This is a genomic window from Liquorilactobacillus vini DSM 20605, from assembly GCF_000255495.1.
GTDB classification, from domain to species: domain Bacteria; phylum Bacillota; class Bacilli; order Lactobacillales; family Lactobacillaceae; genus Liquorilactobacillus; species Liquorilactobacillus vini.
Map to the genome: position 1 here is coordinate 1 of NZ_AHYZ01000054.1, position 13613 is coordinate 13613.

A 13613-nucleotide genomic window follows, 5' to 3' on the forward strand; every position below is an offset into this window, starting at 1 on the left:
CGGAACATGGCATCGGCCAGCTCAAAAACAAATGGGTAGTTCCACAGTTGGGTGAAGCTACAGCAGAATTACAGAAAAAAATCAAAGCAGCTTTGGATCCAAATAATATCTTGAATCCAGGCCGTAAATTATAAAAAGATAGTTTAAGGGTGCTAAATTTTTAGCATCTTTTTTTGGCTAAAAAATCACATAATCATTAATAGCTGAATAGTTTATGAATAATCTCCAAAAATAATCTTTTCTTTGGATTTCAAAATTAATGCCTGGTTATTAATTTGAATTAAAACTATTTAATCATAATGTTACTTTTAATTAATAAGCATGTTAGAATTCTGTCATGTACTAAAAAGCTGGGAATTTGTCTATAAAGGAGGAAGAATATGAATTTAAAAAAGAGCAAACTGGGATTATTGTTAGCACTAGCTTTAGTAATGCTGGTTACATTAGCAGCTTGTGGTTCAACCAAATCTAGTCAGGATAATAGCTTGCAAAAAATTAAAGCCAAAAAAACAATTGTTTTAGGAACTTCGGCTGATGCGGCTCCATTTGAGTTTCCAATTATGCAAAATGGAGCAAAAAAAATTGTTGGCTATGATGTAATGGTTGCGAAAAAAATTGCCAAAAGTATCGGTGTCAAATTAGAAATTGAAAATATTGCTTTTCCTTCACTAATTTCTGAATTACAAGATAAAAAAGTCGATTTCATTTTGGCCGGGATGGTGGCCAATAAACAAAGAAAAAAAGTAGTAGCATTTTCTAAACCTTATCACTATGCAAAATTTACAGTCTTACTAAGAAAAGGGGAAGAGAAAAAGTTTTCGAGCTTATCTTCATTTAAGGGTGCAGCAATTGGAGCGCAACAATCATCTGTCCCACAAAAACTTGCCCAGCAACAATTAAAGGGAGCTAATTTAGTTGTTGAAAGTTCATTAAACACTTTGACCACTGAATTATTAAACGGCAAGCTTGATGGTATAGCAATCGGTAAAGACTCAGCTGATATGTATGTGAAAAAATTCCCAGATAAGTACGCGATTTCTAAGGTTCGCTTAAAAGCATCGACTGATGTCAGTGCCGTGAGTGTCGCAGTTAGAAAATCTGATAAGACTTTACTGAAGAAAATAAATCAAGAAATTACACGGCTTGACAAAAATGGCCAATTGACCAAAATGTATCAACAAGCTCAAGACTTACAAATGAAGTACGGCAAGTAAATGAGGTGAGGTTTTGGAAGACCAACAAAAAATTGCGATTTTAAAAAATTTAATTCGTATTCGTTCAGTCAATGGCAATGAAGCAGCAGTTGCAGAATATCTTGCTTCGCTTTTTAGGAAGTATCCAGCAGCTAAAATTGAAAAAATCAATTATTCTCCCGGAAGAGATAACTTGGTAGTTACAATTGGGGGAACCGCTGGGAAAATGTTGGGCTTTTCTGGTCATCTGGATGTGGTGGCAGCAGGGAGACTAACTGACTGGCAGCATGATCCATTTGATCCGTGGATAACCGATGGCAAACTATTCGGTCGTGGAGCAGCTGATATGAAAGGCGGCTTGGCAGCATTAGTTGTTGCTATGCTGGAATTGCTGGAAAATCAAGTTGAGTTGCCAGGTCAAATTAGATTGTTGGCTTCGGTTGGCGAGGAAACTGGCGAGTATGGTGCGGCTCAGTTAACAGATAAAGGTTATGCGGATCAACTTGACGGCTTGGTAATTGCTGAACCGAGTGTCAATATGGAAGATATTATTTATACAACGCGTGGGGTAATTGACTACCGAATTACTTCAATTGGGAAAACTGCGCATAGTGCTCGGCCACAGTTTGGAATTAATACCATTGATAATTTGCTGATTTGTTTGTCAGAAATAAGAAAAGCATTTGCAAAGTTTGACCAAACGGATCCAATTTTAGGTCCAATAACGCATAATGTCACGCAAATCAAAGGTGGAGAACAGGTAAATAGTATTCCATCGTATGCTGAAATGACAGGGAATATTCGAACCATTCCTCAATATCCTAATCGGGTATTTTTTGCTGAATTTGAACGAATTTTAAAGCAATTAAATGCTCAGGAAAAATTTAAGTTGGCTATTTCTTATATGTATCCGCAAGAAGCAGTTTTAGGAAGAGCTGATTCAGAATTAATCAAAACAGCTCAAACTGTTTATCAAACAATCTGGCAGCACCCAGCCAAAATAACTGGGGGTTTAGGATCAAATGATAGTGCCGAATTTATTCGTGCTAAAAAGAAATTTGATTATTTAAAAATTGGTCCGGGATCGTATACCTCACATCAAAGCAATGAGTACATCAAGCTCGACGTTTACTTAAAAGCCATTAAATTCTATCAACGTTTAGCAATGGAATTTTTAAAACAATAAGACAAGTGAGTCTTTAGATTGGTTTATTAAAGGTTAGAAATCCATGGTATTGTAGATTTAATTAATATGCTTAGTGCTTGGGATGGTTGGTTGATGTGTATTCTTTTACAAACATAAATAAAAAGCTGAGAAAATTGTTTTTTCTCAGCTTTTTAATAAATGCACCGAATTATTTAATTTGGACATTACGGTAAAATAGTACCGTTCCATATGGCGAGATCTGTAAGCCCTTGACCTTAGCTTTTAATAAATAAGACATCGCACCTTGATAGACTGGAGCAGTAAAGGCGTCTTTTTGCAGTAATTGCTTTTCAGCTTTAATCAAAGTTTTCCACCGTTGATTGATATTTGTCGCATAAGTTGTGGCCGCTTGATTTAGCAGCTTGCGGAAGTTAGCATTTTGATAATCGTCATCTAGGTGGTATTGTCCACCATCGCTGATAAAGTTGACCGGGTCAGCATAATCCGGCTGCCAAGTTCCGTAAACGATATCGAAGTCATAAGCTGAAGTTGCCGCTAATCTGGATTTCAATGGGATTGAGCGAATGTTAACACTTAAGCCCGGCAAATGAGTCTCCAATTGACTTTGCAAATATTCTCCAACTTGTTTGGAATCGGTCGTATCAGAAGTCAACAGTTGGATAGTAATTTTCCTTTGGCCTAATTCTTGTTTGGCAAGTGCCCACTGTTTGCGTGCAGCTTTTAAGTTATATGTCAGCATGTTTCCAGCATCACTTCGATAATCGCTACCAGTTTTAGAGTTGTAAGCAAAGCCCTTTGGAACGATTCCGTTTAATGGTGAACCAGCATGAAGAACATTTTTGACCAGCAATTCTTTATTGAAAGCCTGTGCAATCGCTTTGCGGAAATGGACGTTAGCAGTCGTCTTGCGATGAGTGTTAAAGGACATATAGCCGATCAAAGGAATTGTTTTAACGTGATAGCCAGCGGTATTTTTATATTGTTGAATATAATCGGTCGTCAGCATTGCATAATCAAGCTTATTAGTTTTGTACAAGTTAGCTGCGGTTGAGGCATCTTTGACGACTTGCACATTGACTTTTTTGAGTGAAACAGTTTTCTTGTCCCAATAATCCGGATTTTTAACATAGTTCCATTTCAAATTGGTTCCATTCCAGTTCTTAACGACAAATGGACCATTATAAACAGTTTTGCTGGCTGAAGTCCCATAACTGCTGCCATACTTGTTGACGATTTTTTCATCTTGCGGGTAAAATGGTGCTCCAGTCATTAATTCGCTAAAGTAGCTAATTGGAGCTTCCAAAGTTACTTGCAGTTTATACTTGCCTAAAGCTTTAACGCCTAAATCTTTGACTGGCAGCTTGCCCGCAGCGATTTGTGTTCCATTTTTAATTGGTTGGAAACGCTGAGAATTAGGCGAAGCTGATTTTGGATCGACCATTTTCCGCCAAGCAAAAACATAATCGTTTGCAGTTACTGGATCGCCATTTGACCACTTAGCATTTTTGCGTAAATTAAAGGTGTAGGTTTTTTTGTCCTGGCTAACCTTAACGCTGGCTGCACCCGCTAAAACTGGCTTATTTTTAGCATTAAACCGATATAGACCTTCAAAAGTATTTTCTAAGGCTTCCAAACTGGTCGTATCACTATACTTAGTCGTACTTAAAGTCGCCATTTCGGCATTAGTTGCGACCGTCAGCACTTGTTTGCTGCTAGTGGTGGTTGATTTTTTGCCGCAAGCTGCTAATGTCAATGCTGCAGCTAAAGCAATTCCTAAAGCAAAATATTTTTTCTTCAAAGTTAGTCCCCCTGTTAAATTCCTGCTGAGTTAAATAAAATCCCCTTCAGTTTTCGTGGCTGAAGGGGGAGACTAAAAATTTAACTCAGCTAACTACTTAAACCAAGTCTCCTGGTCCACGAATAAATTGTTAGTTTGAAAAAGACAATAACAAATTTGTTTTGCAACTAATTTAGCCATGAACGAACACTCCCTTTGTTAACACTTCTAGATTAATAATTTTGATTACAGCTGTCAACTGAAAGCAAAAAAATGCTTACGTCAATTGTAATTAAATGGACTTTTTATCTGGCCGGGTAGCATAAAAAATGCCAGTCATAATAGCTAAGAAAATAAAACCAACAATTACGGAAATCCGCGTTTCTGAATTGATCAACATAAAAATGATCGTTGTGACTAAGCCAATCAAAGCAAAATAATTCGACCATGGTGACAAGGACAGCTTAAAGGGATGGTTAGTTAGCTGGCCTTGTTTAATTTTGCGGAATTTTAAGTGACTGATTAAAATTACAAACCAAGGAATCATTCCCGGCAAGACACTGGAACTAAAAACGATCACAAAAATGTTGGAACTGTCTTTGACAAATAGCGGCAAGATCACATTCAGCATTGACCCCAGTAAAATACCAACTGAAATCGTCAAAACCGATAAAACTGGCACACCGCGTTTGGAAAGCAAGGTGTACTTATGACTGACCTCGTGTTTCAAGCCAAGGGTGTACAGCATGCGACTGGAACTGAAAATTCCGGAATTGCACCCTGACATGGCAGCAGTGACCAAAACAAAGTTGATGATGCTGGCAGCGGTGGTGATTCCCACCCGAGCAAAGGTTTCGACAAATGGTGAACCAACTTGGTCAAGTTTATCCCAAGGGTAGATCGTAACAATTACAAAGATCGATCCGATATAAAATAATAAGATTCGTGAAACAATTGATTTGAAGGATTTGATAATTTTCGGACGAGGGTTTTCAGCTTCGCCCACGGTGATCCCCAAAACTTCGATTCCTTGATAGGCTCCGATTACGATTGATAAAGCAAAACCAAAGCCTTTGATTCCACCGGTGAAAAAGCCACCATGCGACCAAAGATTGCTAAATCCAATTGGCTGGCCATGATTGCCAAAGCCAAACAAGATAATTAAAGCGCCAAGAATCAGCATGAAAATAATCGTTAAAACTTTAAATAAAGCAAACCAGAATTCAAGTTCGCCATAAGCTTTAACTGAGACCAAATTAGCAATACATAAAGTGATGACAATCACAACACCAGAGACCCAGCCAGGCAAATTTGGCCACCAATAATTTAGATATTGACCAACCGCAATTACTTCACTAGTACCAACAACTATGTATTCAAAAATGTTGCTCCAAGCAGTTAAGTAGCCAGCTAACGGTCCAATATATTCACTGGCAAATTTAGCAAATGAGCCAGTCGCTGGATCGAGATAAAGCATTTCTCCTAAAGCTCGCATCACGATGTACAAGATCAGACCGGCTAAAGCGTAATCGAGTAAAACTGATGGACCGGTCCATTTAATGGTTGAAGCCGAGCCCATAAACAAGCCAACACCGATAGCTCCACCAAGTGCAATCATTTGCATCTGACGTGAAGACAGAGAACGGTTTAATTCTTGTTTTGATTCCATAAAAAAACTCCTTAGAAAAAGATTAAATGCAAGTTAATTTGATTAGCTGCCAATTTAATAAAAACACATGTTTAATTATATGACATGATAATGAGATTAAGCTAGTCTTGACTAAATTTTTTTGGAAAAATAAGAAAAGGTCGCTAATAAAAAAATTAAAGCTTTTCAAATTATTAAAAATTAAGCCTTGCAAATTGAAAAAAAAGTGATTTAAATTAAAAAAATAGCTAATTCTTAAATGCTGAGCAACAAATACCCAATTAAATCAGCAACGTTTTATAATCAAAATATCAGTGGGAGGTAAAATTATGACAGAAAATTTAACATGTGAATTTCAGCCCAAGCAACCAACGACCGTTACGCAATCAACCGTAACAATTGATAAACGTTTTTCAACCAATGAGCTACCAGTTGAAGCTGGTCGCTATCGCTTGATCCTTGGCAGGTTTTGTCCCTGGGCAACTCAAGTAGCGATTGAAATTGATTACTTAGGATTAGATCAAGTAATTTCCAAGGGTGTCATTTATCCTTTGCGCCGCAATGGAATCCAAACTGATTGGTGGTTTGGTGAACGTGATGATTTCGCAGATCCAGTCCTAAAAACAACGCGTCTATCGCAAAACTATCAGAAAGCTCTGCCAAATTTTGAAGGCCGTTCTAGCGTTCCAGCGTTAGTTGATATTAAAACTGGGAAAGTCGTCAATAATGTTACCAATACGCTTTTAGATGAATTGGCTTTGAAATGGGGACGTTATGCCAATGAGAAGCAGATCGAATTTTTCCCGCAAACTCGGATTGGTGAATTCAAAACTGCAGCAGCTGATATTTTAGAAAACATCAATCGTTTGCCTGGGAAAATTACAACCGTTAAATCACAAGCTGAGTATGAAAAATTAGTGCAGATCTTTTTTGATCATTTAGCTAAATTTGACCAGGTTTTGCGGCAGCAAAAATACTTGTGGGGTGATAAGCTAACGCAATTAGATGTTCGGCTGTACGTCACTTTGCTAAGGTTTGATTTAGTTTATTATTATCAAAATAAATTAAGCTTGCACCGATTAACAGATTACCCGGCACTTTGGGCTTATGCAAAGCGCTTGGCCCAGATTCCAGCGTTTAAGAACTATACAGATTTTGAAGACATTAAAAAGCACTTCTATCAGCAAGATGATCGGCCGATTACAACCTTTGAGCGAGTGATTCCATTACTAGATGAACAGAAGTGGTTAAGTTAATTTGAAAAAAGGCTTGACAGATTTTTTTTGAAAGATTAGAATACGGATAATTTATTAATTAAAACTTAATTTTGGAAAATCTTTTGAAAAGAAGAGTAGCTATAATAACTGAGCAAAGAGAGCCTGAGTCAGCTGAAAACAGGTATTAGTTAAAGTAGTGAAGATGAGCTTTGAAACAGAAGTAACTAGTGCAAGCCAGTTGCTCGGCAGGAACCGTTATCTTCCCAGATATTTGTGATCTGCAAGTATCGTTGAGGCATCGCTTTTTGATGTGAAGAAGGGTGGCACCGCGGTTTCTTCGCCCCTTGTTTGTCAGCAGTGACGAACAAGGGGCTTTTTTTGTGCAATTAAATTTTAAAGGAGAGTGTTGAGTTATGACCAATGCAACAGCAACTAAATTACATTACGATATTGTCGGAAGTTTTTTGCGACCGGCAGAATTAAAGCAGTCACGAGCAGCTTTGGCAGCTGGTAAAATTACGGCAGAGCAGCTGCGGACGAAGATCCGCTTAGTAGTTGAGACAGCAAAAAAAATTTGGTAATAAAAATTATAAAAATTGGGGAGTGTTTATGTTGAAAAAGTTACATTTTGTTAGTTTATTGGTGACTTTATTTGGAGTATTGGTATTTTTGGCTAGCTGTGGAAAGCAGTCCAAAACGGTTAAAATTGGTGTTGTTGGGACCCAAGATCAACAAATTTGGGAGAGTGTTGCTAAAAAAGTCAAAAAGCAAGATAACATCAATCTTAAAATTACAACTTTTACTGATTATAATCAGCCAAATCGGGCATTAGTAGATGGTGATATTGATTTAAATGCTTTTCAGAGCTATAATTTTCAAACTGCTTGGAATCAGAAAAATCATACTTCAATTGTTGCAATCGGAAATACTTATTTTCAACCGTTAGGACTTTATTCCAAAAAAATCAAAAAACTAGCTGATTTAAAAGAAAATGCCAAGATTGCAATTCCCAATGATGCAGCTAATGAAACGCGGGCCTTGGATCTTTTGCAAGATGCTGGTTTGATCAAGCTAAATAGTAAAGGGCTAGTTACTCCGAAAAATGTTGTGAAAAATAAATTGAACTTGCAATTTTCAACATTAGATGCAGCTCAGACTCCACGTTCGTTGACAAGTGTTGATGCGGCAGTAATCAATGGTAATTATGCTGCTTCTGCTAAGATTTCATTAAAGAGCGCTCTTTATCGGGAACATTTAAAGAATGGCGGTCAGTATATCAATGTTATCTCAGCTTTAAAGAAAAATAAGAATAATGCAACTTATAAAAAGATCGTTAAAGCTTATCAAACAGCTGAAACTAAGAAAAATATTCAGAAGTATTATAAGGGCAATACCCTGCCGGCTTGGTAAAAAAATGAATAATCAAAAAGCAGTCAGTATTTTGACTGCTTTTTGATTGCTTGGGATTAAAAAACTTCTGAATTCTTAATTCAATATCTTAAACTATAAGGCGTTAATTGCCTCCTTAATATTTGTTACTTTTAACTGTAAATCCGTTATTGAAAACGCTTGCCATTGATTTTATACTAAATATAGTTAATTAATTCACAATGTTTGGGAGGCAAATAAAATGAAAATTACAGCAGCAGTTGTTGAAGAAAAAGGCGGACCTTTTGTGCTCAAAGATGATATTGAATTAGCTGAAATGGGACCAACTGATTTACAAGTCAGAATTGTGGCAACTGGTATCTGTCATTCAGATGAGGCTATCCGCAAAGGTGACGCTTCATTAGGTTATCCAGTAATTTTAGGGCATGAAGGTTCTGGAATTGTTGAAAAAGTTGGCTCACAAGTCAGTGATTTTTCAGTTGGTGATCATGTTGTATTATCTTTTTACTCAGATGGAACTTGTGATAACTGTCTGCGTGGAATTCCGACCCAATGCCGTAGTTACGCTAAATGCAATCTAAGTGGCTTAAGAGCTAATGGAACAGATCATTTCACTGAAAATGGTCAGCATATTAGTGATATGTTCAATCAATCATCATTTACGACCCGAACAGTTGTCAATCAAAGGAATGCGGTTAAAGTTGATAAGGACTTAGATTTGCGTAAATTAGGACCATTGGGCTGCGGCTATGTCACTGGTAGTGGAACAGTTTTCAACAATTTGCAGCCAAAACCAGGCCAAACGATTGCAGTTTTTGGAACTGGAGCAGTTGGCTTGACAGCAATGATGGCTGGCCGGATTTCGGGTTGTGTCAAAGTTATTGCGGTCGATATTGTTGATGAGCGATTAACATTAGCAAAGGAACTTGGAGCGACTCAAACTATCAATAGTAAGAATGAGGATCCGGTTAAGAAAATTAAGGAATTGACTAATGGTTACGGTGTTGATTTTACAGTTGATACGACTGGAGTCAACCCAGTTATGATGCAGGCTGTTCAATCATTGGCACAAGGCGGTACAGCAGCATTGATTGCAACGGCCCAAAACGTTACCATGAGTTCTTGGAACGACTTATGCACGTCAGATCGAAAAGTTGTCGGTGTTAACATGGGCGATGCAATTCCCCAGATTGATGTCCCACGGTTGATTGAATTTTATAAACTAGGAATGTTTGATTTCGACAAAACTGAGAAATTCTATAAATTTGCTGATATCAATCAAGCAAACCAAGATTCAGTTAGCGGTAAAACGATTAAACCGGTTTTGATAGTTGACGAGGATTGCCAGCCGGAATAAATTGAAAAAAATAAAAACTGGTTTCTTAATTATTAAGGAACCAGTTTTTTTTAAGCTTTAATCACCGGCAAAATGCCGTTCTAAAACTTGTAAAACGCCGCTCTGCTGATTGGTTGGGGCAAGGTATTTAGCAGCTTCTACCGCTGCTGGGGCTCCATTAGCCATGGCGTAGCTATAACCAGCCAGTCGCAGCATTTCTAAATCATTGCCGCCATCTCCAAAAGTCATCAACTCATTAGGCATGATGCCCCAATGAGCCAGTAGCTTTTTCAAGGCAGCAGCTTTATTCAAACCAGGTACAATCAAATCAAGATCGTCATTGCCGCCGGAAGTTGCTGCGACTTGGCCATCAGTGATTTTAGGAATTAGTTTTTGAAAATAAGTTCCTTGACCATCAGTCACATGGATGTTGATTTTAAAGAAATTATCAACCGGCAATTCCTGAAACGAATTGATTTCTTGCAAAGCTGGATAATAAAACTGTGATAGTTTTTTGAATTTAAGTGGATCATTTTTACAAATATAAGCACTCTTAGCTCCACAAACATTTATATGCAGGACTTGGGGTAGATCTTTTAAAAGATTGATGGTCTTCTTTAAAGTTGGGATGGCAAAACTACCAGCAAAAATCTCTTGATTACGATCGATCACGAGGGCTCCATTTTCAGCGGCAAAACTGATTTGATCGGCAATTGGTGAAAAGATTTGACGTAAGCGTTGATACTGATTACCACTAGCAACAATAAATTTGACTTTTTTGCGTTTCATAATTTGATAGATGTCTAAGAAGCGTTGTTGTTCATAACTTTTGTCATTTTTTAAAAAAGTACCGTCCATATCGACGGCAACTGCTTTGATCATGATGTTCACTCCAAGTTGAATTTACTTTCATGATACCGCTTTATTGGAAATTAATAAAGTATCAATTAAAAATTCGGCTCAATGCTTTTTAAACCAAATCCTAATTAAAGATTGATGTTCCCAAAAAACAGGAATCAATAATAGTAAAGCTAAACCACCACAAGCTGGAAAACCAAGTAAACCGGAAGTTAAATCCATGATGCCGCCAGCATAAAGGCTCCCAAGTGGGGTGGAACCCTGATTTAAAAGAACGTAGACACTCATTACCCGGCCACGTAATTCATTGGGGACCGAAAATTGAAATGCAGCATTGGATTGATTTAGAAAAATCATGTTGCTAAATCCGATAATAACCATGATGGCGATAGCTAACCAATAGGTTTGAACCAAAAGCATTAGGGTTTGACTTAAAACGACACTTAGCGAAATTAATAAGTATAAACGTCGATTAGCACCGTTTTTAGAAATATAACTCATAAAAAACGCGGCGATCAAAGATCCAACACCTACTGCTGAAAGGAGATTAGCAAAGACCTGGGCACCAGCATGCAAGACAGTTTTAGCATAAACGGGAATAATGACATTCATATTAAAGTTTAACGTACAGATGATTAACATTAGTTCAGCACTAAACCGTACTTCTGGAGCTTGCATTACATAACGCAAACCCTCCATAATTTCAGGTAGCAATTTTTGGTGTTGGTTAGTTTTGATAGCAGGAACATCTTTAACAAAAAATAAACCAACTAAGACAGCTAAATAGCTGCAAGCATCAATAAAAAAGCACCAAGCAATACTGAACTTAGCCATTAATACCCCAGCAATTGATGGACCGATAATTTTGGCTAAATTAAAAACTGAAGAATTTAAAGAAATGCCATTTAATAAATTTTTAGGTCCAACTAAGTCAAAAACAAATGATTGTCTGGTCGGATTATCAAAACTTTGTAGAATTCCATAGCCAAGGGCAATTAATAGTATTTCCCAGTATTGAACTATTTTGAAGAAGACTAGGGCGGTCATAATTGCTCCTAAGCATAAAAATCCGCTTTGAGTGATTAGCAGAATGTTTCGCTTAGAGAAGCGATCAATGATGGTTCCAGCAATTAAAGTGAGAAGCAAAATCGGCGTAAACTGGAAAACACCTAGAATTCCAACCAAAAAAGCTGAATTGGTTAATTTATAAACTAACCAGGTTTGAGCAGTTCTTTGAATCCAAGTTCCAATAACTGAAATACATTGGCCTAGCCAAAAATTTCTAAAGTTGCGCGAATGTAATGATGAAAAGGTATTTGAAAAAAATTTGTTAGCAAATCTTTGCCTCTTTTCAAGTTTAACTTAAATGCCAAATTATTAATTTTGGCTTTTTGATTCTAGTTTGCGAGTAGTCGAAATTTTTTTCAAGAAGGAAACCGATAAATTGATTTTTTTTTAAATCTATTTTGAACCCACTGAGCTTTGTGCTACATTAAAGATATCAGGCAAAAAATCAAGGGTGGTTTAAGAAAGTGAGTGACATTCCTTCATTAAAGTTAAAAATAATTGGCTGGAGTCTGCTGATTGGGTTAACAGTTGGCTTAGTCGTCAGTTGTTTTCGCTGGTTGATTGAATACTCTTTGGAGAATTGGAAGCAGCTTTACGCTTTGGCTAGGACTTCATGGTTATGGTTGTTAGTAGTTTTACTGTTATTTGGAGTGATTACCTGGTTGATCGGTTGGATCATTAAACCAGAACCGCATGTTAAGGGTTCAGGAATTCCGGAAGTTGAACTTCAGTTGGCTGATAAGCTGACATTGACACGGCCATTGTCAATTGTTTGGCGTAAATTTGTTGCTGGAGTTTTGGCAATTGGGTCTGGTGGTTTTTTAGGTCGGGAGGGTCCCTCAGTTCAGTTGGGCGCAGCTCTGGGACAGACACTGGCTGAAAAGCTCAAATTGGATCAGCAAAATTGGCGTTTATTTGTTTCAGCTGGTGCAGCTTCTGGGTTGTCTGCGGCATTTAGTGCCCCTTTAGCCGGGACAATGTTTGTTTTAGAAGAAGTTTCCCATAGTTTCTCAGTACTCTTGTGGCTCGGGTCATTAAGTGGTGCTTTGATGGCTGACCTTGTAACAGAAAAAGTTTTTGGATTGACACCAGTCTTGAAGATCAGCTATCAGCAAAGCATGCCGCTAAGATATTATTGGATTTTGATCGTCTTAGGTCTGTTGTTAGGATTATTAGGATTTTTGTATCAGCAGATTACTCTGCAAAGCTCACGATTTTATCTGCTGTTTAGTCGTATTCCCCGCCAGTACCACGCAATCATCATGCTAGTAGTTGTTTTACCAGTCGCGGTGTGGTTCCCGCAAATTATTGGCGGTGGCAATTCATTGATTATTTCCTTGCCTTCAGTTAACTGGGGGATCGGGATGTTGCTAGTGGTCTTCCTGTTACGCTTCATTTTATCAGCCGTTTCATTTGGCTCAGGAGTTCCAGGAGGGATCTTTCTGCCAATTTTGACTTTAGGAGCAGTTATTGGCGCTTTAGTTGGTGCTACCTTTCACACCTTGGGTTTATTACCAGCCGTTTATATCCCCAATTTAATTATTTTTGCCATGGCCGGCTATTTTGCTGGCATCAGTAAAGCACCTTTTACCGCAATTATTTTAATTACGGAAATGGTTGGCTCATTGGCACATCTTATGCCTTTAGCGACAGTTTCACTCTTGGCTTATGTCGTGATCGATTTATTAGATGGAGCCCCAATTTATGAGTCATTGGCAGCCAAGATGCATTTAAATCAGCAATTAACCAATTTGACTGGCCGGTTGGATCAGTTTAAATTTATCGTTTCGCCTGTCAGCAATTTGACCGGCAAGGAAGTTCGGCAGATTGCTTGGCCAGCTGGGGCTATTTTGACCCGAATCACACGGGATGAAAAGCAGGTTGTTGCTAAAGGCGATACCGTTTTGCGGCCTAAAGATCAGCTGACAATTTTGGTTGATAGCTGCAAGCTAGGGGATG

Annotated in this window: 10 protein-coding genes and 2 pseudogenes; 8 read left to right on the forward strand and 4 right to left on the reverse strand. The window is 37.8% G+C overall.

The window, feature by feature from the left end; genetic code table 11:
* Positions 1-11 precede the first annotated feature (11 nt).
* From ON15_RS11945 to ON15_RS03110, 3 genes are all read left to right on the forward strand, one after another.
* Positions 12-134: an FAD-linked oxidase C-terminal domain-containing protein gene (locus ON15_RS11945; RefSeq protein WP_081580151.1), complete on the forward strand. Its 123-nt coding sequence runs from the start codon at positions 12-14 to the stop codon at positions 132-134.
* Positions 135-380: 246 nt separating this feature from the next.
* Positions 381-1214, forward strand: a complete 834-nt coding sequence (locus tag ON15_RS03105) for a transporter substrate-binding domain-containing protein (RefSeq protein WP_010580024.1) — start codon at positions 381-383, stop codon at positions 1212-1214.
* Positions 1215-1227: 13 nt separating this feature from the next.
* The gene (locus ON15_RS03110; protein ID WP_010580025.1) at positions 1228-2379 is read left to right on the forward strand and encodes an ArgE/DapE family deacylase; all 1152 of its coding nucleotides are present in this window, start codon (positions 1228-1230) and stop codon (positions 2377-2379) included.
* A 169-nt stretch (positions 2380-2548) separates the two neighbouring features.
* Here the strand turns inward: ON15_RS03110 and ON15_RS03115 are convergent, their stop codons facing one another.
* Both ON15_RS03115 and ON15_RS03120 read right to left on the reverse strand, forming a co-directional pair.
* Positions 2549-4159, reverse strand: a complete 1611-nt coding sequence (locus tag ON15_RS03115) for a peptide ABC transporter substrate-binding protein (RefSeq protein WP_010580026.1) — start codon at positions 4157-4159, stop codon at positions 2549-2551.
* Between the two features lie 271 nt (positions 4160-4430).
* A complete protein-coding gene (locus tag ON15_RS03120) occupies positions 4431-5807 on the reverse strand; it encodes an amino acid permease (protein ID WP_010580027.1) in 1377 nt (458 codons plus the stop codon).
* Between the two features lie 308 nt (positions 5808-6115).
* Here ON15_RS03120 and ON15_RS03125 point away from each other — a divergent pair, with 308 nt between their 5' ends.
* The 4 genes and pseudogenes from ON15_RS03125 to ON15_RS03135 all read left to right on the forward strand — a co-directional run bounded on the left by ON15_RS03125 (position 6116) and on the right by ON15_RS03135 (position 9749).
* Entirely contained in the window at positions 6116-7042 is a 927-nt protein-coding gene (locus tag ON15_RS03125) for a glutathione S-transferase C-terminal domain-containing protein (RefSeq protein ID WP_010580028.1), read from the forward strand.
* 374 nt (positions 7043-7416) lie between these two features.
* Positions 7417-7536 (forward strand): annotated as a pseudogene (locus tag ON15_RS11585) (5-methyltetrahydropteroyltriglutamate--homocysteine methyltransferase); the annotation flags it as partial.
* A gap of 76 nt (positions 7537-7612) precedes the next feature.
* Entirely contained in the window at positions 7613-8413 is an 801-nt protein-coding gene (locus ON15_RS03130) for a MetQ/NlpA family ABC transporter substrate-binding protein (RefSeq protein WP_010580030.1), read from the forward strand.
* Positions 8414-8633: 220 nt separating this feature from the next.
* Positions 8634-9749 (forward strand): NAD(P)-dependent alcohol dehydrogenase, encoded by a 1116-nt coding sequence (locus ON15_RS03135; protein WP_010580031.1) that lies wholly within the window; start codon positions 8634-8636, stop codon positions 9747-9749.
* Between the two features lie 57 nt (positions 9750-9806).
* Here the strand turns inward: ON15_RS03135 and ON15_RS03140 are convergent, their stop codons facing one another.
* Both ON15_RS03140 and ON15_RS03145 read right to left on the reverse strand, forming a co-directional pair.
* Positions 9807-10610 (reverse strand): Cof-type HAD-IIB family hydrolase, encoded by an 804-nt coding sequence (locus ON15_RS03140; protein ID WP_010580032.1) that lies wholly within the window; start codon positions 10608-10610, stop codon positions 9807-9809.
* 78 nt (positions 10611-10688) lie between these two features.
* Positions 10689-11909, reverse strand: a pseudogene (locus ON15_RS03145) (MFS transporter); the annotation flags it as partial.
* Between the two features lie 209 nt (positions 11910-12118).
* Between ON15_RS03145 and ON15_RS03150 the strand changes: the two are divergent.
* Positions 12119-13613, forward strand: a 1495-nt coding sequence (locus ON15_RS03150; protein ID WP_010580034.1) for a ClC family H(+)/Cl(-) exchange transporter, incomplete at its 3' end; no start/stop codon positions are given.